The following is a 20,699-nucleotide window of genomic DNA, read 5'->3' on the forward strand; positions in this document are numbered from 1 at the left end:
CCCGGCCGACGCACGATCAGTACCCGTTCCAGCGAAAGGAACCGTCCGCTGCTAAGGTCGAGAACGGGTTGAACGCAATTTCCCAGATCGTCTTGTCCGGAGCGCGAAAATACCCGTGATGTCCGCCCCAGAAGACGTCTGATGCTGGCTTGAGCACCTCCGCTCCGGCACGTTCCGCCTGATCAATCAGCGCTGCCACGTCATCTTTCGCTCGGCAGTTATGGCTTAACGTCATTGACCCGCCTCCCAGAGTTGCGACGCCCACTCCCATTTCGTCAGCCAAAGCGGCAAGTGGATAGAGACCCAGCGTTTGCCCGATCAGATCAAACGCAATCACCCCATCCGGACTTTCAACACGTCGCCAGCCCAGTTTCTCATAAAAAACAGCGGCTGTTTCTAAGTCTTCGACGCCGATCGTGATCAGACTTACACGCTGTTCCATCACTCAATCCCCTGCTCCGATAGCCACTCCAACATACCTGAGACCGTTGCATCCGTCTGACCGGGCGACATCAACCGCCCGGCCACAACGTGCGAGGCTGGATCATCCCCGGGGCCCATGGTCACCAATGCAACCGAGGCCGGGCCTCCCCATGCCTTTGCCACCTCATGCGTTCTGTCCGGCCGCACGACTTGATCGTCATCCGAGAACCAGAATAGCGCGGGGATCGGTGCACCTGAAAAGTCCAACCCATAGACTGCATCTACGATGACAGACATCGGCACAACCGCCTCCCATGGGTAGATTGTTGTCCAATACCTATTCTTTTCAGTATCAGAACTGGATACATCCCGCTCGGCCCCCATCAAAAGAGGCAACCAATCTCGCGCCCAAGGCAAAGTTGGCACCCAGGCTGCAGCCATGTTCACACCGAAGTTCGGAGAGACAAAAATCATCGCGGCCACATTCGCACTCAGTTCGGTATCCAGCGCAGCTGCTGCCGCCAGAGTTCCGCCAGTAGATGTCGAGATTACAACTACCTGCTCTCCGACTGCCCGGGCTGCCGCCACCCCCTCGGCCGCATCCCGCATCCAGCCCGAGGCCGTCGCTTCGGCCATAGCGTAACCATCGCGCCCATGCCCTTGAAGCCGGGTATAAACAAGGTTGGCGCCCAGCGCCTCGGCGACTCGATCGGGCACCGGCCTGATCTCTTCTGACGAGGCCGAGAACCCATGGATATAAAGCACCGCGTACGGTGTTCGCTGCTCGTAAAACCCATCCTGCCAGATCACACGCTTTTCAACGCCCGGCACGATGTCGTCATAGGCAGATTCGATGCTTTCAAAATAGACCTGAACGCCTTCACCAAATTTGCGTGGATCGAAACGGGGATGCAGGTCTACCGGCTCACGGGGACCAAATACGAAGACCAAACCACCAATCAGGGCCAATCCCAGCAGCAGACGCCCCAAAATCCAGCCAAAGCGCTGCATCAGGTGCCTCCTATTACATCCCGAACGGCCTGCTCGATCAAACCAAGGCACGGTCCGTCCGAGAATCGGTGATCCGCGTCTTTGACTAGCAGTAACTGCATGTCTTGACCCGACGCGTGGTTAAGCAAGCCTACTGCTGTTTCAGTGGATACCGCGGTATCTGCCGTTCCCTGCAGGAAACGCACCGGAAAGGGCAATTCAAGTGGCGTACGCAAAACCAGACGCTGCCGCCCATCTTCAATCATCCGCTTGGTAATGACGTAGGGCTCCATATAGTCCGAAGGCAGCTCAACATGCCCAACGATCTCCAGATCAGATTTCTGCTGATCTGAAAAAGAAGCCCAGTACCCGTCCTCGGTAAAATCCGGTGCTGCAGCGATCGTTACCATACCCGCAATCCGCTCGGGCATGACCCGCGCAAGCAACAACGCCTGCCATCCGCCCATGGATGATCCCACAATAATCAACGGGCCCGCGGTCAACCGAGAGACTGCAGCTAACGTATCCTCGTGCCAGTCCCCAATGCACCCGTCGGTAAACTCACCGGAACTTTCACCATGCCCCGAATAATCGAAGCGTAAGAAAGACTGCCCTCGCGCCTTGGCCCATGCCTCAAGATGCACAGCCTTGGTGCCTTCCATGTCCGATTTCAATCCGCCCAGAAAAACGATGGTTGGCCCCGTTCCTTCAGACTTGTGATAAGCCAGCCGTCGCCCCTGCGCTGTCACAAGAAATTTTGTCTCTGCCATGAAATCCTCTTTTCTTTTCCCGCATCATGCACGTCATCACGCGCTTCGCAATTCCCCGATCCCTTTTCATCCGGCCAAAAATATCCCGGGGTGCGCGAGGGGCAGCGCCCCTCGTTCCCACCCTTGACACGCGCATCCCCACCTGCCACATGAGCCGAACACACATAACCCGCAACCGGGCGTTCAGTGGGCGCCAAACCGACGAGGAGAGCCGATATGGCCTTGGACTCACAGTCAGTCTCCCTTACCTTTCCCGATGGCAATTCCCGATCCTTCGATGCAGGCGTCACGCCCGCTCAGGTCGCTGCCGGCATCTCGACCTCGCTTGCCAAAAAAGCCATCTCTGCCACGGTGAACGGCCAGCATTGGGACTTGCAATGGCCCATCGAAGCCGACGCGCAAATCGCCATTCACACCATGAAGGACGAGGCGCAAGCCAATGAGCTGATCCGCCACGATCTGGCGCATGTCATGGCGCGCGCCGTGCAGGAGATTTGGCCCGCTACCAAAGTCACCATCGGCCCCGTCATCGAAAACGGCTGGTACTATGACTTTGACCGCGAGGAGCCGTTTACGCCCGAAGATCTCGGCCTAATCGAGAAAAAGATGAAAGAGATCATCAACAAGCGTGATCCGGTGACCACCGAGGTTTGGGACCGTGACCGCGCGATCGAGTTCTACAAGGCCAACAATGAGCCCTATAAAGTTGAGCTGATCGAATCCATCCCGGGTGATGAGCCGCTACGCATGTATTGGCACGGCCACTGGCAGGATCTCTGCCGTGGCCCACACTTGCAGCACACTGGTCAACTGCCGGGCGACGCGTTCAAACTGATGTCCATCGCCGGTGCCTACTGGCGCGGCGACAGCGACCGCGCCATGCTTCAACGCATCTATGGCGTGGCCTTTACTGGCAAGGAAAAGCTCAAAGCTCACATGCACATGCTGGAAGAAGCAGCCAAGCGCGATCACCGCAAGCTGGGCCGCGAGATGGACCTGTTCCACATGCAGGAAGAGGCTCCGGGGCAGATTTTCTGGCACCCCAACGGCTGGACCGTCTACACCCAACTTCAGGACTATATGCGCCGTCAGCAGCGCAAGGGCGGTTATGTCGAGGTTAACACGCCTCAGGTTGTCGACCGCAAGCTGTGGGAAGCCTCGGGTCACTGGGACAAATATCAGGAAAACATGTTCATCGTCGAAGTCGACGAGGAACATGCGCGGGAAAAGGCTATTAACGCCTTGAAACCGATGAACTGCCCCTGTCACGTGCAGATATTCAACCAAGGCTTGAAATCCTATCGCGATTTGCCTTTGCGTATGGCCGAATTCGGATCGTGCAATCGGTACGAACCCTCGGGTGCTCTGCACGGCATCATGCGCGTACGCGGCTTTACCCAGGATGATGGCCATATCTTCTGCACCGAAGACCAGATCGAATCTGAAACCGCCGAGTTCATTCGGTTCCTGTCCGAGATCTACAAAGACCTCGGGTTCGAAAACTTCTCGGTCAAGTTCTCGGATCGCCCCGAAAAGCGGTCTGGCTCCGACGAGGTATGGGACAAGGCTGAGGCCGCCCTGCTCAGTGCGACTCGTGCTGCGGGGATCGAACCGGAACTCAACCCGGGTGAAGGGGCGTTCTATGGCCCGAAACTGGAGTTCGTTCTGACCGATGCGATTGGTCGGGACTGGCAGTGCGGCACCCATCAGGTAGATTTTGTTCTGCCAGAGCGTCTGGACGCCACATATATCGGCGCCGATGGCGGCAAACACCGTCCGGTCATGCTGCACCGCGCGACACTGGGTTCGTTCGAGCGGTTTATCGGCATCTTGATTGAAGAACACGCAGGCAAACTGCCCTTCTGGCTTGCGCCGCGTCAGGTCGTGGTCGCCTCGATCACGTCCGAGGCAGATGCGTATGTGGCCGAAGTGGTCGAAGCCTTGCGCGCCGCTGGTGTTCGGGCCGAAGCTGATATTCGTAACGAGAAAATCAACTACAAGGTCCGCGAGCATTCGGTTGGCAAAGTCCCGATCATTCTGGCCGTCGGTCACCGCGAAGTCGATGAGCGCACGGTCAGTGTCCGCCGTCTCGGTGAAAAACAGACACAGGTTCAGTCGCTTGAATCTGTAACAAAAGAGTTGGGTCAGGCCGCAACGCCGCCAGATCTGCTGTAACATTCGGTGCCAAATTGCCGAAAATCCGGCCCTGATTTTAGGGCCGGATTGAAACAAATACCATTTTTCAATTCAAAAACAGTTTGTTAACCTTCAAGGGGCCATGACGGTCTTTGACGGGGTTGTGAGACACGGGCTCGTGAATTCAACTCTGAGCATCAAGCTACTACCTTTGTCATTGTCACAAGCAGACACGTAAAGTCAGCAAAAGGAAAATCCGAGATGTCGAACACCGCAAAAACACTGGTTATCGCAAGCGCAGTTGCCGCCGCCGTTTCCGGCGCTGCAACAACGGCGACCGCTCAGGCCAAAGAGAAATGCTATGGCGTTTCGCTGGCCGGTCAAAACGACTGCGCGGCTGGCCCCGGTACGACCTGCGCGGGCACGTCAACTGTAGATTATCAGGGTAATGCATGGACTCTGGTTGACGCAGGCACCTGCGCGGACATTGAGCTGCCAAAAACAGCAGATGGTGCGGACCGCAAAGGCTCGCTCGAGCCGCTGGAACGCGATCTGCCTGCATAAGTCTGCCCGAATGAACCGGAAAGGGCGGGCACCATCGCCCGCCCTTTCTGTGATGATCAAGGGATTTGCACATGTTAGACAATGCTCTCAGATCAAATCGATTGCCCGCCGCCCCAGGCGTCGGATATAAACCGCAGCATTTCTCGCAAATCCTTGAGCATGCGAAGCCAGTAGAATGGCTTGAGATTCATGCTGAAAACTATATGGGCGATGGCGGACGTCCTTTGGCACAATTGCGCCATCTATCCGAACAATTCCCCATATCCGTTCACGGCGTTGGCCTCTCCATTGGTGGTGAAACACCGCTGGACCTAGATCACCTCGCACGCCTGAAACACTTGGTTGGTTGGCTGAACCCAGCAAGCTTCTCTGAACATCTGGCATGGTCAACTCATGACAGCCACTTCCTGAATGATCTGCTGCCCCTGCCCTATACCGATGCCACTCTGACCCGCGTGTGCGATCATATTGATCGGGTGCAAGGGGTCGTTGGACGGCAAATGCTGTTGGAAAATCCTTCCAGCTATTTGGCTTTCGAAGAAAGCACCTGGTCCGAGCCTGATTTCCTGCGCGAAATAACGCGCCGTACCGGATGTGGTTTGCTGTTGGATGTGAACAACGTCTTTGTTTCTGCCACTAATCTGGATTTCTCGCCTCAGGGCTATATCGACGCCTACCCGCTGGATCAGGTGGGTGAGATTCACTTGGGCGGTCACGACGAAGACGAAGACGATCATGGCCACCCCTTGCTGATCGATAGCCACGGGCGCGAGGTGGTTGATCCGGTCTGGGCATTGCTGGATTACGTTTTGGAAAAATCGGGACCGAAGCCGGTGCTGATTGAATGGGATACCGACGTACCTGACTGGCCAATCCTGAGGGCCGAGGCCGAACGTGCCCAATCTGCGTTGGACAAGATTCCGGCATGAACGTGTCTCAGACCACATTCCATGACGCTTTGCTGGACGCCAACAAGTCGGTTCCGGATGGATTGCTGGACGCGCAAGCAAACGCGGCGGGACGTCGTTTCAGCGTGTATCGCAACAATGTCGCCGTTTCATTGACCGAGGCAATGCATCAGGCGTTTCCAGTCATTTCTAAGTTGCTGGGATCACAGAACATGGATGGGCTTGCCGGGATTTTCCTGCGCCAGCACCCGCCTACCTCACCACTTATGATGTTTTACGGTGATGAATTCCCTGCCTTTTTGGAAGGTATGGAGCAATTGTCGCATCTGGGATACCTGCCAGATGTAGCGCGGCTGGAGCTGTCGTTGCGGCGGGCCTATCACGCTGCCGATTGCCAGCCTATCGACCCTGAGGCTCTGAACGTTCCACCAGAAGACTTGATGCGCGCCAAGCTGACCCTCGCACCTGCGGCAACCGTTTTAAGATCTGAATGGCCTGTGCACGCGATCTGGTTGTTCAACACCGAAGACGGTGCCCCGAAACCTGAAGCTAGCGCTCAGGATGTTCTGATTACACGTCCCGAATTCGATCCTGCCCCGCACCCGCTGCCACAAGGCGGCGCAGCATGGATCGCACGCATTCGAAACGGGCAAAGCATCGGCGAAGCATTTGAAGCCACAGTCGCGGAAACGCCCGAATTTGACCTTGGAACCACTCTGGCACTGCTTTTGCAGGGCGGTGCAATAACTTCTGTGACTATCGAAAGGCTGGACACATGACTGCCCTGATCTCTACCTACAATGACACGATGGACAAAGTGGCGAACACGTCCGGCTGGCTGACGCCTACCCTCGCTCGGGTTGTCTTTATCGCTGTCCTGTTCGTGTATTATTGGAACTCGGCAACACTGAAGATTGACGGCTCAATATTTTCGCCATCCGCCGGGGCATTTGGGCAAATCTTCCCCAAGGCAGCCGAAGCCGTCCTGTATGACGTCGGCCAGATGACTTTCTTCCAGCGAATTGTCATCTTCTTTGGAACCGTGGCTGAGTTTGTATTGCCCGTACTACTGCTGGTCGGCTTGCTGACCCGTCTTGCCGCACTTGGCATGATTGGATTTGTCTGGGTGCAGACCCTCACCGATGTTACCGGACATGGTGTCAAACTAGGTGGCTTGTTTGACAACGCAATCACGCTGATGGATCAGCGCGTGATGTGGACATTCCTATTGCTGGTGATCGTGATCAACGGCGCAGGCCCGCTTTCGCTGGATCGGTTGCTGCGCCTGAAATGACCTAGAAATGCGCCTTGGGCTCGTCCGGTTTTCCAGCCGCGAGCCCAAGCACTCCTGCTACGCCGGCAAAGGCTATTGGGAACATCGTAAAAACGCCAAAGCCAAAGGCGTAGTACATGCCCGCCGCAGAAATAAGCAGTAATATGCCCGCGACCAGAGCACGTGAATGGGCCATCGCTCCACCCACTATCGCCAATAGCGGTGCCACAATCGAAGCGGTCTGGATCAGTTCCGGGTTATCGACCTGCTCGGCAATCCCTTCGATCTCACCAAATTGGTCGATCAGTTCCACAAATCCATAGCCGAAAAATCCGACGACCATTCCGATTAGCCCGGCAATCACACCCAGTATCATGGCAGCGTTCCGCATTCACAGGTCTCCGCTTGTTGCCCATGTCACATAGGCAATTGATTAGGCAACACCAAGGGCCTGACGCGTTTCAGGCGTCCAGCCCAAATACATCCGGCCATCAGTTTCGATCAATGGGCGCTTCATCAAGGTCGGGTGATCAGCCAACAGCTCAAGCACCGGCCGATTTCGTGTATCCTCATCCAATCCGCGCCAGGTTGTTGATCGCGTATTGAGCAAGGCTTTGCCGAAAGTCTCATACGCCTCCGACAGGATATTTTCGGGAACACCTTGCCCCCGCACGTCGACAAACTCCGCATTCGGAAGCGATTTCAATGCCTTGCGACATGTGTCGCAATTCTTCAACCCATAGAGGCGCATAGTTTGATTGATCCTGTCTTCGCTGCAAAATCGGGCAATTCCATTGGCATGGCCCAGTTATTCTTGATTTTTTACTTCACCGTGCAATGTTGAAAAAGGCGAAACACGCGACCCGGGCTGTATCGTGTGGGCGAACAGTGATGTGTTGCGGTATTGCCAACCACTACCCCCACCAATTTGTGGGACAACGTGTAAGTAGAAGGAGACACGGGAAATGCCAACTGGCACCGTGAAATGGTTTAATACAACCAAAGGCTATGGTTTTATTGCGCCCGATGAGGGTGGCAAAGATGTGTTTGTACATATCTCGGCCGTAGAACGATCCGGCCTGACCGGGCTCGCTGACAATCAGAAGGTCTCGTACGAGTTGGAAGACGGACGTGATGGCCGACAGATGGCGTCTGATTTGAAGCCGCTGTAAGGCAAGGCCCGCCCCGGCGGGAAAGACAAATAAGGTTGGCGGCCAATTTCCGGCCGTTAACCGTTAGCTACCCCTAAAAAACGCGCCCACCTCGGGACGCGCTATTTTCTTTTTTCCTGACTATTCAGCTTTCGCGGATAACGCCTTCGAACTCGCGCCACTCTCGCGCTGTCATGCCTGAATTTTCCTGAGTAACGGTCTCACCGCTTAGCATGCGGCGCAGGCAGGTCACCATCTGAGCCGAGAGATTGACAGCACCCAAGCGATAATCCTCGAACGCGCGATAGGCAAACGGCACCCAGTCAGCGATGATCTTGCACATGGTATCAGCATAAACGCGGATTTCGTACTGCGCATGAGGGTCAGCGCGTAGACGCAAGAAGTGGAACAGGTTGTGCAGATCCACCTTCCAATACCATTGCGTATAGATATTGGCTGGCAGGTTCATCCGCGCCAGTTCTCGTGCCAACCCCTGCTGGCCATCCTGACCAATCATAGCTTCGTAGTTGTCATAGCATCGCGCGCTGTCGGCCTTCAAAATCTCCAACACCCGTGCGGCCTCTTCGCCCTGCAACGTGTCCCCACGGCCCTGATTGTTCACCTCAGACTGTGCGGCCACATGTTCGGGCGCGGGGATGTAGAATTCCCGATCCAGAATCGAGTAACGGGCCGAGTATTCGTTCACATTAGCAGTCCGGTGGCGAATCCACTGGCGGGCGACAAAAACCGGCAGTTTGACATGCAGTTTGATCTCGCACATTTCAAATGGGGTCGAATGCCAATGCCGCATCAGATAGCGGATCAGGCCTTCGTCATTCTGCACCGATTTGGTGCCTTTGCCGTAGGATACCCGCGCGGCCTGACAGATCGCGGCGTCATCGCCCATATAGTCTATGACCCGGACAAACCCGTGATCCAGAACCTGATGCGCCGTGTACAGGTGATCTTCCATACCTTCGGCAACGACGCGGCGGGTCGGGCTCGATTGTGAGCGTTGCGCTTCAATCTCGGCCAGTTGGTCGGAAGACAGAGGCATGAAATTATCCTTTCCAGCAATGAGTCGCCCACCACTATATATCGACTTTTTTAACCACCGGAACCGCGATATGTGCGGCGTAGCGCGCAATTTGCGAATTGTGTCATTCCTTCCCTCTCGACACCGCATCGCGGCGCGCTAAGGTGCTGGGCATCACAATCAATGTAAGGAAAGTCGCGATGGGGCTGACATACCTCCACACTATGGTCCGCGTGAAGGATCTTGAGAAATCCATGGCATTTTATGAGCTTCTTGGCCTGAAAGAGACCCGCCGCTACGACAGTGAAGCAGGTCGATTCACACTGGTTTTCCTCGCCCCTCCTGGTCAGGAAGACGCCCCGATCGAACTGACCTATAACTGGGATGGCGACGATAAACTGCCCAGCGACAGCCGCCATTTTGGTCACCTCGCCTATGGTGTCGACAATATTTATGAGACCTGCCAGCACCTTCAGGACAACGGGATCGTAATCAACCGCCCACCCCGCGACGGGCGAATGGCGTTTGTGCGCTCGCCCGACAACATCTCTGTTGAATTACTGCAAAACGGAGAGGCACTGGAACCGGCGGAACCGTGGGCAAGCATGGAAAGCACCGGTCACTGGTGATCCGCCGGATAACATCTCTGGGGTTGCTCGTTTCAGGCGGCCCCGTTTGGGCCGAGCAATGTCGCCTTGCACTTGCCCTTGCTATGGACATCTCAACTTCGGTCGATGCTGTCGAAGATGCATTGCAGCGCAAAGGGTTGGCCGCCGCCCTGATCGCACCAGAAGTGCAAGAGGCTTTTTTTAGTTCTCCGCAGCCGGTTGCACTGGCGGTCTACGAATGGTCCGGCAGTTTCAACCAGAAACTTCTTTTGGATTGGCTCTTGATCGAGGCGCCTGCAGACCTGCTTGCTGCCGCACACAGCATCGGCGATTCCGAGAGGTCTGCCAATGATTATCCAACAGCAATGGGACATGCTTTGGCATACGGTGCAACGCTCATGCAACGCGCGCCCCGCTGCCTGTTCCAAACCATCGACATTTCAGGTGATGGGAAAAACAACGATGGTTACGGACCTCAAATCGCCTACAAGCATTTTCCGTTCCAGAACACGACCGTGAATGGTCTGGTCATCAACGCTGGCGACTTTGAGGGCGAAATCGACCTGATCCCGTTTTTTCAGTCCAACGTCCTGCACGGCCCCGGAGCTTTCGTTGAAATCGCAAATGGATTTGAAGACTTTGAAAACGCAATGCGACGCAAGCTGGAACGAGAATTGAAGGGTTTTGAACTTACCGAGCTGCATCCCTGATGAATGTTTCATATCTGCAGGCATAAGGTGCCGCTTCATTGGACAGTCCAATGAAATTTGGTCTCTGACCGCTTAAACAGCTAGTAAATATAGCGGATTTGATCTGTCCAGTACCGCTCGACCCGTCGCAATGAACCCGATATCTCTTCAATTCCATCCGCACCAATCACGCCACGATTTTGCAGCCCTTCTGCATGACGGGCAAATAGATCAGATACTATGTCGCGAATCTCTCGCCCGCGTTGGGTCAATCGCACTCTGACAGAACGCCGGTCAATTTCGCATCTCTGATGGTGCATATACCCCATCTCGACCAGCTTCTTGAGGTTGTAGCTGACATTGCTGCCTTGATAGTAGCCTCGGCTCTTCAATTCGCCGGCAGTCACTTCATGATCGCCAATGTTAAACAACAACAAGGCCTGCACGGCGTTGATTTCCAACACACCGACACGTTCAAATTCATCCTTGATGACATCTAGAAGCAAACGGTGCAGACGCTCAACCAGCGCCAGTGCCTCAAGATAGCCCGTCATGAACCCTTTGGTCCCTGGCGCGGCGACCTGTAACTCCATACTCATCCGATCCTCCGATTCATCGCGCTGTTTCTGAAAACATGACGCGAATTTCCGAAAAATCGGTTAAGTTGAATTATCGCTTATTTCTGAAAGGTTTGCGCAATGTCCGTGATCAAATCTGACAGCTCTGTCGGAGGGCTGGCTTGACCGGTGACCCACTGGTACAAATCCTGATCATTTTCGTGCAGCAGCGCGTCATAGGTATTCAGCCCATCGTCATCCATCAATGACAGGTTGCGATCAGCATAGGCTGTCAGGATCAAATCCATCTCTTTGATACCACGTCGCATCGAGCGCATTTTCATGCGCTTGATCCGGGTTTCGCGGGATTCGGTCATTGACTGCGTTCCAACTTCAGGCGCAGCGACTTTTCCACCCTTGCCAAGCGCTCTGAACTCGCGCGCATCTCACCCCTGATTGTACGCAGTTCTGCCACCAGATCGCGCAGCTCCGAGTCCACATCGCCGTTCAGGCTGGTCTCATCCATGCCGTCGCCTTCACCGGTCAAAAGCCACATGATCGAGACATTCAACAGCCCGGCCATCATCGACAGCTTGTTGGCACGGGGTTCGGACAGATCATCTTCCCACGAAATTATCGTCGCCTTTTTAACCCCTAGACGACGGGCCAATTGTGTCTGGGTCATACCCGCAACCTCGCGCGCGCCCGCGACGCGATCTCCAAAGGTTGCAGTGTCCGGTCCGAACCAGTCCGTTTCGTCGTTCATTGGGGTCTCCAATAGGTGAGGTTCAATTGGCTTGATCGATATTTCGGCGCACCCTATGACAGTCAGGCTGAACATACAAACTGAGGCCACCCATGAGTTTCCTGTCTGCGACATTGTCACGCGTAAAACCCTCGCCCACCATCGCCATGACAGCCAAAGCGGCCGAGTTGAAAGCTGCCGGACGCGATGTCATTGGGCTGAGTGCTGGTGAGCCGGATTTTGACACACCGCAGAACATCAAGGACGCCGCTGTTGCTGCTATCGCCGCAGGCAAGACGAAATACACTGCGCCAGATGGTATCCCTGAGCTGAAACAGGCGGTCTGCGCCAAGATGAAGCGTGACCACGGGTTGGATTATACGCCCGCTCAGGTCTCGGTCGGGACCGGGGGCAAGCAGACGCTTTACAACGCCCTTATGGCCACGCTCAATGAGGGGGATGAGGTCGTCATCCCCGCACCCTATTGGGTCAGCTATCCGGATATGGTCTTGCTGGCAGGCGGGACACCGGTGATTACTGAAACCTCGCTTCAGACCAACTTTAAACTGACGGCCGATCAGTTAGAAGCAGCGATTACGCCCAAGACCAAATGGTTCATCTTCAATTCTCCGTCCAATCCAACCGGTGCGGGCTACAGCCGAGCAGAGCTGAAAGAGCTGACTGACGTGCTGATGCGGCATCCGCATGTCTGGGTGATGACTGACGATATGTATGAGCATCTGGCCTATGACGGGTTCGAATTCTGCACACCTGCACAAGTGGAACCGGGGCTTTACGACCGGACGCTAACCTGTAACGGCGTCTCCAAAGCCTATGCCATGACCGGCTGGCGCATCGGATATGCTGCGGGCCCGGTCGAGTTGATCGCGGCAATGCGTAAAGTGCAGTCGCAGTCCACGTCGAATCCCTGCTCGGTCAGCCAATGGGCTGCGGTCGAAGCGTTGAATGGGACTCAGGCGTTTCTTGCGCCAAATAACGAGATATTTAAACGCCGTCGCGATCTGGTGGTCGATATGCTTAGCCAGATCGATGGCATCTCTTGCCCAACACCCGAAGGCGCATTCTATGTCTACCCGTCCATCGCTGGCCTGATCGGAAAGACCACCCCGGCAGGGACGGTGATTGACTCGGACGAAGCATTCGCGACTGCTCTGCTGGAGGAAGCCGACGTTGCGGTGGTGTTTGGCGCGGCCTTTGGTCTATCTCCCAATTTCCGAGTTAGCTACGCGACATCTGATGAAGCGCTGACCGAGGCTTGCACCCGTATCCAACGCTTCTGCGCGTCCCTGACCTGAGGTTTCCATGTCCACAACCCTGCCCGAATATTACTTCCGCGTACGCGAGAATGGCGCAGCAGTGTTCAAAATCGATACGGAAAACCGCCAACGTCGGATCGAGATGGATCAGATCGCAGTGGTCAACATCCGCAATGGTGAGGTCAAACCGCAGGGTCAACGTAGTCTGTCCGATGCGGACAAAGCCGAAATCACGCGCTGGATGGAAGAGCGGAAAGCCCTGCTATCCCGCCGCGACTTGGATGATATTCATCGCGCCGTCGACCATCTGAATCTGACGACGCAATGGGCGCAGTCCAAGGCCACGGATGAGCAGTTGGAGGACGTCACGGATCGGCTATTGATGGCTATGCACGATCTGCGCTCGGTGCTAGTGCGCAAAAAATCAGATCGGATCAGCAAAGGTTGATCCCTTAGGCCGGAACTTCGCCAACCTCGCGCACAGACCGCAGCCAGAATCGCGACATCAAAAGGACAGCGGCACAGGCAAGGCCCAGCACCAAGCCAAGCCACACTCCGATCCCTTCCATGCCCTGAACGAAGCCGAAATAATACGATGCAGGGATCCCGATCGCCCAATAACTGAGTGCGGCCATCACCATCGGCACTTTGGCATCCTGCAATCCGCGCAAAAGACCCAGTGCGATCACCTGAGCGCCATCGACCAGTTGGAACAAAGCAGCCATTGCCAGCAGCCCGGTGCCAATCAACAGAATTTCCGGCCGTTGCGGATCATCAAATTCCATAAACAAGGAAATGAGAGGCTCGGCACAGGTCAAGAACAGAATAATGGTCAAGACTGAAACCACCAGCGACATTCCGGTCACTGTAATGGCGCCTTTTTCAAGATGTGCACGATCTCGACGACCCAATGCATTTCCCGCGCGGATTGTTGCTACATTTGACAGTCCCAGATGCACCATGAATGTCGCAGACGCGAGATTCAGCGCAATACCATGCGCCGCCAGTGGCACCGGACCCAGCCAGCCCATCATCACCGCTGAAATAGCGAACAAAGACACCTCTGCCAGTGTCGTCAGGCCGATCGGAACGCCCAAGCGTAGAACGCTCATAAACATTTCCCAATCCGGACGCCAAAATCGTTGGAACAGACTGTGTTCCGGCAACGCCTTCACCGCATAGATCACCACCGCCACCAGTGACACGATCTGCGTCACGGCCGAAGCGATGGCCGCGCCCATCACTCCCAACTCAGGCGCACCCCAATTGCCGAAAATCAGCGCATAGTTCGTCAACCCATTCACAACAGCAGCAACAACCGTGATCCAGAGCACAATCTGCGTTCGTTCAAGTGCGGCCAAATAGGACTTGAGGGTCATCACCAACAACGCCGGGAACAGGCCCCACCCTGCCACACGCAGGTAAATCGCTGCGGTTTCAGCAACTTGCGGTTCTTGCTTTAATGCAATCAGAATGGGTTGTGACCACCACAGAAGGGGCATCATCACCGTCGCATAGATCAAAGACAGCCACAGGCCCATGCGGGTCGACCGGCGTATGCTGGTCTCATTCTCTTCAGCCGCAGCAGTCGCCACCATCGGCATAACGGCCAAGCCAAATCCTGCGCCAAACAGAAAAAGAACAAAGAAATAGCTGCTGGCCAATGTCACTGCGGCCAGTGCCTCGACCCCGTACCACCCCAGCATGATGGTATCGGTCAGACCGATCGCATATTGTGCCAAATGCCCGCCAATCAATGGCACGCCCAACACTGTAATTGCCCGCAAATGGCCGGGATATGTCATCACCTTGTTCATCCCGCCAGCCTTAGGCTTGCCCGCAGCGCAAAACAAGAGCAGAACAGGTTTATTTCAATGTGAGACTTAATTGACTTGTACCAAGTGGGCCATCACCTGTCTGGTGATGACCCGGCCCGTTAGCCAATTTTTGCATCTGGATGCAGTGCCGTTCCAAGAATATGGTCCGAGCGATGGATCACATGATGCGCCTGCCCCACGATCAGAGGGTCAGGTTCAACAACGATCTCGTGATCCTTGTCAGGATAGTCCAACGTCGACAAAAAGTGACGCATGCAATTCAGACGCGCGCGTTTTTTGTCATTAGATTTTACAATGGTCCAGGGCGCGTCGGCCGTGTCGGTGTAGAAGAACATCGCCTCTTTCGCCTCGGTATAGTCATCCCATTTGCTCAGGCTGGCTTTGTCGATCGGCGACAATTTCCATTGTTTCAATGGGTCGGTTTCACGGCTCCGAAAGCGCCGTTGCTGTTCTTCCTGTGTGACCGAGAACCAGTACTTGTAGAGCTGAATGCCCGAGCGTACTAACATCCGCTCCAACTCAGGAGTCTGGCGCATGAATTCCAAGTACTCGTTAGGAGAACAGAACCCCATAACCCGTTCGACACCCGCGCGATTGTACCAGGACCGGTCATAAAACACCATCTCACCTAAGGTCGGCAGCAGTTGCACGTACCGCTGGTAATACCACTGCCCTTTCTCTTCATCCGTCGGCTTGTTTAACGCAACGACGCGCGCCTGACGCGGGTTCAAGTGTTCCATGAACCGCTTGATTGTGCCGCCCTTCCCGGCCGCATCGCGCCCCTCGAACAACAGCACAAACCGCTGGCCTGTCTCCTGCGCCCACAACTGAACTTTCAGCAACTCAGCCTGCAACTCGGCCTTCTGCGCCTCATAATCCTTGCGCGCCATCTTTCGGCCATAGGGATAGTTACCGCTTTCAAAAGCTTGCCGAATTTTTTCAAGCGTCGGCGCCGAGGCCTCCGCATTTGGGGCAGTTGTCGAATTAATATGAGGTGATTTCTGACTGATCTGGGGCGTTGCATCCATACATTCTCTCCTCGGTTTCACTGTCGAAGAGAAAGCTAGCAGCTCGGCATGTTCAGCGCTTTGATTGGTGTCAAACAGAGTTGTGTTTTAACTGAGCCTCCGGGCAGACGCGCCGATCCGCCCTTCATCTGGCCAAAAATATCTCGGGGAGCGCGAGGGGCTGGCCCCTCGCTCCTGCCCTCACCGATGGCCCCAATCATCCGGGTTTTTCGAATTGTTCGGCGACAGTCCCAGAACATCCCCATCCGTCGAGCACCCTAACCCAAGTACGGTTCGGTTCGCATAGGAAAAGTACGAGCATACCTGATTGATCTCAAGAATCTCTCCATCATCCCAACCAGCATCTCGCAAGGCGATAACATCCGCCTCAACCAGATCTCCGGGGGCCTCAGTCAGTTTTTGCGCATAACCCATTGCCGCCACCTGCGCGGCATCCAGCGGGGCCGACGATGGATCACTCGCTTCGATCGAGGCCCGGATTGCGTTACCTCGACCTTCATCCTGCAGCAGCCGTTGCAGACCGGCAAAGTGATGTTCAACGCAGTAACCGCAGCGATTCAAAGCACTTACCCATACGCCCAGCGTTTCAAGAAACCACTTGGGAACCTTGTTCGCCGAATGATGCAAAACGTTCTTATAGACCGCCATGTGGGCTTCCATCGAATGAGGCCGCAGAGAGTGCGCCATCATGATGTTGTCCACATTATTGTCCGGTCCCGTCACCCGTTCGTATAGTTTTCTCAACTTGCCCGTAGCTTCGCTGAACGGCACGGTCGTGATCCAGGTCATCTCGTCTTCCTTAACAAATGTAGTGATTACCTATTCAGGTAATCCGGCAAGGCGCAATCCCTCAAGATAAGGATCCAATCCGCCGGGTTTTGTTGTCGGATAGGCTGTTCGCAGCTCACCGATCGACAACGTCGGGACCTCTTGCAAAGCCATTGTTATTTCTTTCTGTGCTTCGTCAATCCGACCGAGCTGCGCCAGCGACGCAGCCAGCATGGAGTGTGGCCAATAGCCGACAGCGTTGGGGTGCCGACGGGTTTTTTGCGCCCAAATCAACGCATTATCGTAGTCTCGTGCCAGCAAATAGGTTAACGACTGCACTACCAACGATGCCCAAATAATTGGATCACGCGGGCTCAAGCGTTCGCACATTGCGTTGGCGTTGTGCGCCTCGTCAAACCGCCCTGCAAGACACAATGCCATACCCAGCCCGTGATAGGCTTGTGCGAAACTCGGATTGAGCTTGATCGCAGATTCCAGCGCCGCAATCGAGTCCTCAGTCCGCCCTTTCATCATATAGATCCGCCCGATACCGAAATATGCAACTGCATCCCTGGGATCAGCTGCAAGCGCCTTCTGTCCGGCTTCCAACCCCGCATCCAACTCGGCCGGAATTTCATCTGTGTTGACCCAGTGCATGACAACACTCTGATAGTGCACATATGCCCTGTACGCATGTGCCGGCGCAAAACTTGGATCAAGTTCACTTGCTCTGGTCAGGAATGACAACGCTGCGTCGTGATCGTCCTGCGAATACGACCACATATGAAAAACACCACGTTGGAAGCTTTCCCATGCATCCAGACTGTCAGGAGATTTTCCGGCGACCCGGGCGCGCTCGACCGCGGATATCTCAGGCTCAACCGCACCGATGATGGTCTGGGTCATCTCGTCCTGCAAATCGAAGATATCTTCGATTTGCCGATCATACCGTTCTGCCCAAACATGATGCCCATCGGTTGCGTCGATCAATTGTGCAGTGACGCGCACCCGGCCTCCGGCGCAACGGATACTGCCCTCAAGAACATAGCGCACACCCAACTCGCGCGCGACCACCTTTACGTCGACAGGCTTCCCCTTATAGGTAAACGTGCTGTTGCGTGCGATTACATAGAACCACCGGATTCGGGATAACGCGGTGATCAAATCTTCGGTTATTCCGTCGGCCAGATAGTCCTGCTCACCATCACCGGACATGTTGTCAAAGGGCAGGACCGCGATGGATGGTTTATCCAATGGGGCGAGCGTTGGTTCAGTGAAGTCAGCTACCGATCCATCTGTGCCCTCGTCACTTTCTGGCCGGATAGAAAACGCATGGACGGGGTCAGGTATGTTCTTGATATTTTGCAAACCCAAATCGGCAAAACGCAGGCCGCTGTTACTAGCTATCTGATCGCGAACCGAGGCTGAGACGCAGATGCCCCCAGGATTAGCCAGGGCCTCTAGCCGTGCAGCAATATTGACGCCATTCCCAAAGATATCTCCATGGCGATGAATGATATCACCAAGGTTAATACCTATTCGAAACTGAAATTTACCCTGCGCTTCCGCGGTGGATTGCCACTCTGCAGCACAGTTCACTGCATCCGTAGCGCTGACGAACTCAGCCAGCAGGCCATCGCCCATCAATTTTACAATCTTTCCGCCATGCCTCCGGATCATCGGTCTTATTGAATCACGCAACAATACTGACAACGCCTTGAACGTTCCGGCCTCGTCTTTGTTCATCAGATTTGAATAACCAACAACATCGGCAGCCAATATTGCAGCCAGTTTGCGATCTGATCTTGCATTCTTCATCCCGTCTACAGTAACGGCGACGTCGATTCCAATCCAAGTAAAAGGTCACACAAGGGCGAATTTCGAACTGTTTGCTTACGGCAAGTTGGTATCGGCTCTTTCCCAATTCTGCTCTCGATGCCATAATGCCTCAAACATATAAAACAAGAGCAGCACCCATGCCCGACGATCTGTTGACGCCAGAAGCGACCACAACTTATGACGCCTCGTCCATTGAGGTGCTCGAAGGGCTGGAACCGGTTCGAAAACGGCCCGGCATGTATATTGGTGGTACCGATGAGCGTGCCTTGCACCATATGGTGGCTGAAATCCTAGACAACTCGATGGACGAAGCCGTAGCGGGCCACGCCAACCGGATCGAGGTCGAACTGCATTCCGATTACGCCCTGACCGTACGCGACAACGGGCGTGGCATTCCGATCGACCCGCACCCCAAGTTCCCCGACAAATCGGCGCTTGAAGTCATCCTGTGCACCCTGCACGCGGGCGGAAAATTCTCGGGCAAGGCTTATCAGACCTCGGGCGGTCTGCACGGCGTGGGCGCGTCGGTGGTCAATGCCTTGTCGGATTCTATGGTCGTTCAAGTGGCGCGCGACAAACAGCTGTTCGAACAACGCTTTTCACGAGGGATCCCACTGGGCCCCGTCGAAAAAGTGGGCGCGGCGCCCAACCGGCGCGGCACCACCGTTACCTTCCATGCGGACGCCGAGATTTTCGGCCATCACAAGTTCAAACCGGCGCGGCTGTTCAAATCCATCCGCTCCAAGGCCTACCTGTTCTCGGGCGTCGAAATCCGCTGGAAATCTGCCATCGATGACGGTGAAACGCCAACCGAGGCCACATTCCACTTCCCCGGCGGGCTCTCTGACTATCTTAAAGAAACTATGAACGGCTCGTCCACCTATGCCGAGCAACCCTTTGCTGGCACCGTGGATTTTCAGGAGAAGTTCGGCACTCCCGGCAAGGTCGAATGGGCGATCAACTGGACACCCTCGCGCGACGGGTTCATCCAGTCCTACTGTAACACCGTCCCCACCCCCGAAGGCGGCACCCACGTGGCCGGGTTCTGGGCTGCGGTCCTCAAGGGGATCAAGGCCTATGGCGAGCTGATCAACAATAAAAAGGCCGGTCAGATCACCCGCGATGACCTGATCACCGGTGGCTGTGCGCTGGTGTCCTGCTTTATCTCGGAACCGGAATTCGTCGGCCAAACCAAAGACCGTCTGGCCACGGTCGAGGCGCAACGGCTGGTCGAAAACTCGGTCCGCGACCATTTCGACAACTGGCTGGCGGCGGATACGAAGTCCGCGGGGGCGATCCTCGACTTCCTCATCCTGAGGGCCGAAGAACGCCTGCGCCGACGGGCCGAGAAAGAAACACAACGCAAGTCCGCCACTAAGAAACTTCGCCTCCCCGGCAAGCTGGTGGACTGTTCCAGTTCAACACGCGACGGTACGGAGTTATTCATCGTCGAGGGCGACTCGGCGGGCGGGTCCGCCAAGATGGGCCGTGACCGCAAGACTCAGGCCCTGCTGCCCCTGCGCGGCAAAATCCTGAACGTGCTGGGCGCGGCCTCTTCCAAGCTGGGCACCAATGCCGAGATCAACGACCTGACCCAAGCGCTGGGTGTGGGCCTTGGCACCAAGTTCAATGTCGACGACCTGCGCTATGACAAGATCATCATCATGACCGACGCGGATGTGGACGGGGCGCATATCGCCTCGCTGCTGATGACGTTCTTCTTTACCCAGATGCGCCCGATGATCGACGCGGGCCATCTGTACCTCGCCTGCCCGCCTCTCTACCGCCTGACGCAAGGGGCCAAGCGCGTTTATTGCCTGGACGAGGCCGAACGCGACGAGTGGCTTGAGAAAGGTCTGGGCGGCAAAGGCAAGATCGACGTCTCGCGCTTCAAAGGTCTGGGCGAGATGGATGCCAAGGATCTGAAAGAGACCACGATGGACCCGACCTCTCGCAAGCTGATCCGCGTCACCATAGACGAGGACGAACCCGGCGAAACCGGCGACCTTGTCGAGCGCCTGATGGGCAAAAAACCCGAACTGCGGTTCCAATACATTCAGGAAAACGCGCGGTTTGTGGAGGAGTTGGATGTATAGGAG

Annotated in this window: 24 protein-coding genes; 11 read left to right on the forward strand and 13 right to left on the reverse strand. The window is 55.5% G+C overall.

The annotated features are described in order from the left end of the window. Positions 1–16 precede the first annotated feature (16 nt). The 3 genes from ACR0IU_RS03055 to ACR0IU_RS03065 are packed head-to-tail and all read right to left on the reverse strand — an operon-like array spanning position 17 to position 2,183. A complete protein-coding gene (locus ACR0IU_RS03055; protein WP_480715206.1) occupies positions 17–442 on the reverse strand; it encodes a VOC family protein in 426 nt (141 codons plus the stop codon). After that, positions 442–1,434, reverse strand: a complete 993-nt coding sequence (locus ACR0IU_RS03060; protein WP_480715207.1) for an alpha/beta hydrolase — start codon at positions 1,432–1,434, stop codon at positions 442–444. Before ACR0IU_RS03060 ends, ACR0IU_RS03055 begins: the two co-directional genes overlap by 1 nt. After that, positions 1,434–2,183 (reverse strand): alpha/beta fold hydrolase, encoded by a 750-nt coding sequence (locus ACR0IU_RS03065; protein ID WP_480715208.1) that lies wholly within the window; start codon positions 2,181–2,183, stop codon positions 1,434–1,436. Before ACR0IU_RS03065 ends, ACR0IU_RS03060 begins: the two co-directional genes overlap by 1 nt. Positions 2,184–2,399: 216 nt before the next feature. On the opposite strand from ACR0IU_RS03065, the gene thrS reads away from it, so the two are divergent. From thrS to ACR0IU_RS03090, 5 genes are all read left to right on the forward strand, one after another. Next, entirely contained in the window at positions 2,400–4,358 is a 1,959-nt protein-coding gene (thrS, locus tag ACR0IU_RS03070) for a threonine--tRNA ligase (RefSeq protein WP_480715209.1), read from the forward strand. 222 nt (positions 4,359–4,580) lie between these two features. After that, the gene (locus ACR0IU_RS03075; protein WP_010439128.1) at positions 4,581–4,883 is read left to right on the forward strand and encodes a BufA1 family periplasmic bufferin-type metallophore; all 303 of its coding nucleotides are present in this window, start codon (positions 4,581–4,583) and stop codon (positions 4,881–4,883) included. Positions 4,884–4,954: 71 nt separating this feature from the next. Continuing rightward, positions 4,955–5,812 carry an MNIO family bufferin maturase gene (gene bufB / locus ACR0IU_RS03080; RefSeq protein WP_480715210.1) on the forward strand — a complete coding sequence of 286 codons (858 nt, stop codon included), beginning with the start codon at positions 4,955–4,957 and terminating at the stop codon, positions 5,810–5,812. Beyond that, positions 5,809–6,570, forward strand: coding sequence for an HvfC/BufC family peptide modification chaperone (locus tag ACR0IU_RS03085; RefSeq protein ID WP_480715211.1), 762 nt, complete (start codon positions 5,809–5,811; stop codon positions 6,568–6,570). The genes bufB and ACR0IU_RS03085 overlap by 4 nt, the downstream gene beginning before the upstream one ends. Then, entirely contained in the window at positions 6,567–7,085 is a 519-nt protein-coding gene (locus ACR0IU_RS03090; RefSeq protein WP_480715212.1) for a hypothetical protein, read from the forward strand. The genes ACR0IU_RS03085 and ACR0IU_RS03090 overlap by 4 nt, the downstream gene beginning before the upstream one ends. 1 nt (position 7,086) lies before the next feature. Here ACR0IU_RS03090 and ACR0IU_RS03095 read toward each other — a convergent pair whose 3' ends face one another. After that, positions 7,087–7,455 carry a hypothetical protein gene (locus tag ACR0IU_RS03095; RefSeq protein ID WP_170469113.1) on the reverse strand — a complete coding sequence of 123 codons (369 nt, stop codon included), beginning with the start codon at positions 7,453–7,455 and terminating at the stop codon, positions 7,087–7,089. A gap of 42 nt (positions 7,456–7,497) precedes the next feature. After that, positions 7,498–7,815, reverse strand: coding sequence for an ArsC/Spx/MgsR family protein (locus tag ACR0IU_RS03100; RefSeq protein WP_170538913.1), 318 nt, complete (start codon positions 7,813–7,815; stop codon positions 7,498–7,500). Between the two features lie 214 nt (positions 7,816–8,029). Here ACR0IU_RS03100 and ACR0IU_RS03105 point away from each other — a divergent pair, with 214 nt between their 5' ends. Next, positions 8,030–8,236 (forward strand): cold-shock protein, encoded by a 207-nt coding sequence (locus ACR0IU_RS03105; RefSeq protein ID WP_010439113.1) that lies wholly within the window; start codon positions 8,030–8,032, stop codon positions 8,234–8,236. Positions 8,237–8,360: 124 nt separating this feature from the next. Here the strand turns inward: ACR0IU_RS03105 and thyX are convergent, their stop codons facing one another. Continuing rightward, the gene (gene thyX / locus ACR0IU_RS03110; RefSeq protein WP_480715213.1) at positions 8,361–9,272 is read right to left on the reverse strand and encodes an FAD-dependent thymidylate synthase; all 912 of its coding nucleotides are present in this window, start codon (positions 9,270–9,272) and stop codon (positions 8,361–8,363) included. 179 nt (positions 9,273–9,451) lie between these two features. On the opposite strand from thyX, the gene ACR0IU_RS03115 reads away from it, so the two are divergent. Continuing rightward, complete coding sequence (locus tag ACR0IU_RS03115) at positions 9,452–9,880, forward strand: VOC family protein (protein WP_480650645.1); 429 nt, start codon at positions 9,452–9,454, stop codon at positions 9,878–9,880. Then, entirely contained in the window at positions 9,874–10,569 is a 696-nt protein-coding gene (locus ACR0IU_RS03120; RefSeq protein ID WP_480715286.1) for a DUF1194 domain-containing protein, read from the forward strand. Before ACR0IU_RS03115 ends, ACR0IU_RS03120 begins: the two co-directional genes overlap by 7 nt. Before the next feature lie 80 nt (positions 10,570–10,649). Here ACR0IU_RS03120 and ACR0IU_RS03125 read toward each other — a convergent pair whose 3' ends face one another. The 3 genes from ACR0IU_RS03125 to ACR0IU_RS03135 all read right to left on the reverse strand — a co-directional run bounded on the left by ACR0IU_RS03125 (position 10,650) and on the right by ACR0IU_RS03135 (position 11,871). Then, on the reverse strand, positions 10,650–11,147 hold the full coding sequence (locus ACR0IU_RS03125; RefSeq protein WP_170538906.1) for a MarR family winged helix-turn-helix transcriptional regulator: 498 nt from the start codon (positions 11,145–11,147) through the stop codon (positions 10,650–10,652). 77 nt (positions 11,148–11,224) lie between these two features. Continuing rightward, the gene (locus tag ACR0IU_RS03130) at positions 11,225–11,482 is read right to left on the reverse strand and encodes a succinate dehydrogenase assembly factor 2 (protein ID WP_170779169.1); all 258 of its coding nucleotides are present in this window, start codon (positions 11,480–11,482) and stop codon (positions 11,225–11,227) included. Continuing rightward, the gene (locus ACR0IU_RS03135) at positions 11,479–11,871 is read right to left on the reverse strand and encodes a helix-turn-helix domain-containing protein (protein WP_010439102.1); all 393 of its coding nucleotides are present in this window, start codon (positions 11,869–11,871) and stop codon (positions 11,479–11,481) included. Before ACR0IU_RS03135 ends, ACR0IU_RS03130 begins: the two co-directional genes overlap by 4 nt. A 92-nt stretch (positions 11,872–11,963) precedes the next feature. Between ACR0IU_RS03135 and ACR0IU_RS03140 the strand changes: the two genes are divergently transcribed. After that, positions 11,964–13,166, forward strand: coding sequence for a pyridoxal phosphate-dependent aminotransferase (locus ACR0IU_RS03140; protein ID WP_170779171.1), 1,203 nt, complete (start codon positions 11,964–11,966; stop codon positions 13,164–13,166). A gap of 7 nt (positions 13,167–13,173) precedes the next feature. Continuing rightward, the gene (locus ACR0IU_RS03145; RefSeq protein ID WP_170469092.1) at positions 13,174–13,575 is read left to right on the forward strand and encodes a hypothetical protein; all 402 of its coding nucleotides are present in this window, start codon (positions 13,174–13,176) and stop codon (positions 13,573–13,575) included. Between the two features lie 4 nt (positions 13,576–13,579). Here ACR0IU_RS03145 and ACR0IU_RS03150 read toward each other — a convergent pair whose 3' ends face one another. The 4 genes from ACR0IU_RS03150 to ACR0IU_RS03165 all read right to left on the reverse strand — a co-directional run bounded on the left by ACR0IU_RS03150 (position 13,580) and on the right by ACR0IU_RS03165 (position 18,579). After that, on the reverse strand, positions 13,580–14,944 hold the full coding sequence (locus ACR0IU_RS03150; protein ID WP_480715214.1) for an MATE family efflux transporter: 1,365 nt from the start codon (positions 14,942–14,944) through the stop codon (positions 13,580–13,582). Between the two features lie 119 nt (positions 14,945–15,063). After that, positions 15,064–15,993 (reverse strand): polyphosphate kinase 2, encoded by a 930-nt coding sequence (gene ppk2 / locus ACR0IU_RS03155; protein WP_480715215.1) that lies wholly within the window; start codon positions 15,991–15,993, stop codon positions 15,064–15,066. 180 nt (positions 15,994–16,173) lie between these two features. Then, positions 16,174–16,782 (reverse strand): carboxymuconolactone decarboxylase family protein, encoded by a 609-nt coding sequence (locus ACR0IU_RS03160; RefSeq protein ID WP_480715216.1) that lies wholly within the window; start codon positions 16,780–16,782, stop codon positions 16,174–16,176. Positions 16,783–16,812: 30 nt separating this feature from the next. Then, positions 16,813–18,579: an adenylate/guanylate cyclase domain-containing protein gene (locus tag ACR0IU_RS03165; RefSeq protein ID WP_480715217.1), complete on the reverse strand. Its 1,767-nt coding sequence runs from the start codon at positions 18,577–18,579 to the stop codon at positions 16,813–16,815. Between the two features lie 158 nt (positions 18,580–18,737). On the opposite strand from ACR0IU_RS03165, the gene parE reads away from it, so the two are divergent. Further along, positions 18,738–20,696: a DNA topoisomerase IV subunit B gene (gene parE, locus ACR0IU_RS03170; protein WP_170770271.1), complete on the forward strand. Its 1,959-nt coding sequence runs from the start codon at positions 18,738–18,740 to the stop codon at positions 20,694–20,696. Positions 20,697–20,699 lie beyond the last annotated feature (3 nt).

Source organism: Ruegeria sp. CL5, assembly GCF_056536485.1.

What these genes read in the sequence shown, in the direction of transcription:
- ACR0IU_RS03090 (WP_480715212.1), top strand. Translation starts at nt 6,567, where the DNA reads ATGACTGCCCTGATCTCTACCTACAATGACACGATGGACAAAGTGGCG.
- ACR0IU_RS03165 (WP_480715217.1), bottom strand. Translation starts at nt 18,579, where the DNA reads ATGAAGAATGCAAGATCAGATCGCAAACTGGCTGCAATATTGGCTGCC.
- ppk2 (WP_480715215.1), bottom strand. Translation starts at nt 15,993, where the DNA reads ATGGATGCAACGCCCCAGATCAGTCAGAAATCACCTCATATTAATTCG.
- ACR0IU_RS03100 (WP_170538913.1), bottom strand. Translation starts at nt 7,815, where the DNA reads ATGCGCCTCTATGGGTTGAAGAATTGCGACACATGTCGCAAGGCATTG.
- ACR0IU_RS03065 (WP_480715208.1), bottom strand. Translation starts at nt 2,183, where the DNA reads ATGGCAGAGACAAAATTTCTTGTGACAGCGCAGGGGCGACGGCTGGCT.
- parE (WP_170770271.1), top strand. Translation starts at nt 18,738, where the DNA reads ATGCCCGACGATCTGTTGACGCCAGAAGCGACCACAACTTATGACGCC.
- ACR0IU_RS03085 (WP_480715211.1), top strand. Translation starts at nt 5,809, where the DNA reads ATGAACGTGTCTCAGACCACATTCCATGACGCTTTGCTGGACGCCAAC.
- ACR0IU_RS03060 (WP_480715207.1), bottom strand. Translation starts at nt 1,434, where the DNA reads ATGCAGCGCTTTGGCTGGATTTTGGGGCGTCTGCTGCTGGGATTGGCC.
- bufB (WP_480715210.1), top strand. Translation starts at nt 4,955, where the DNA reads ATGTTAGACAATGCTCTCAGATCAAATCGATTGCCCGCCGCCCCAGGC.
- ACR0IU_RS03125 (WP_170538906.1), bottom strand. Translation starts at nt 11,147, where the DNA reads ATGAGTATGGAGTTACAGGTCGCCGCGCCAGGGACCAAAGGGTTCATG.
- ACR0IU_RS03055 (WP_480715206.1), bottom strand. Translation starts at nt 442, where the DNA reads ATGGAACAGCGTGTAAGTCTGATCACGATCGGCGTCGAAGACTTAGAA.
- ACR0IU_RS03150 (WP_480715214.1), bottom strand. Translation starts at nt 14,944, where the DNA reads ATGAACAAGGTGATGACATATCCCGGCCATTTGCGGGCAATTACAGTG.
- ACR0IU_RS03115 (WP_480650645.1), top strand. Translation starts at nt 9,452, where the DNA reads ATGGGGCTGACATACCTCCACACTATGGTCCGCGTGAAGGATCTTGAG.
- ACR0IU_RS03160 (WP_480715216.1), bottom strand. Translation starts at nt 16,782, where the DNA reads ATGACCTGGATCACGACCGTGCCGTTCAGCGAAGCTACGGGCAAGTTG.
- ACR0IU_RS03075 (WP_010439128.1), top strand. Translation starts at nt 4,581, where the DNA reads ATGTCGAACACCGCAAAAACACTGGTTATCGCAAGCGCAGTTGCCGCC.
- thrS (WP_480715209.1), top strand. Translation starts at nt 2,400, where the DNA reads ATGGCCTTGGACTCACAGTCAGTCTCCCTTACCTTTCCCGATGGCAAT.
- ACR0IU_RS03145 (WP_170469092.1), top strand. Translation starts at nt 13,174, where the DNA reads ATGTCCACAACCCTGCCCGAATATTACTTCCGCGTACGCGAGAATGGC.
- ACR0IU_RS03095 (WP_170469113.1), bottom strand. Translation starts at nt 7,455, where the DNA reads ATGCGGAACGCTGCCATGATACTGGGTGTGATTGCCGGGCTAATCGGA.
- ACR0IU_RS03130 (WP_170779169.1), bottom strand. Translation starts at nt 11,482, where the DNA reads ATGACCGAATCCCGCGAAACCCGGATCAAGCGCATGAAAATGCGCTCG.
- thyX (WP_480715213.1), bottom strand. Translation starts at nt 9,272, where the DNA reads ATGCCTCTGTCTTCCGACCAACTGGCCGAGATTGAAGCGCAACGCTCA.
- ACR0IU_RS03105 (WP_010439113.1), top strand. Translation starts at nt 8,030, where the DNA reads ATGCCAACTGGCACCGTGAAATGGTTTAATACAACCAAAGGCTATGGT.
- ACR0IU_RS03140 (WP_170779171.1), top strand. Translation starts at nt 11,964, where the DNA reads ATGAGTTTCCTGTCTGCGACATTGTCACGCGTAAAACCCTCGCCCACC.
- ACR0IU_RS03135 (WP_010439102.1), bottom strand. Translation starts at nt 11,871, where the DNA reads ATGAACGACGAAACGGACTGGTTCGGACCGGACACTGCAACCTTTGGA.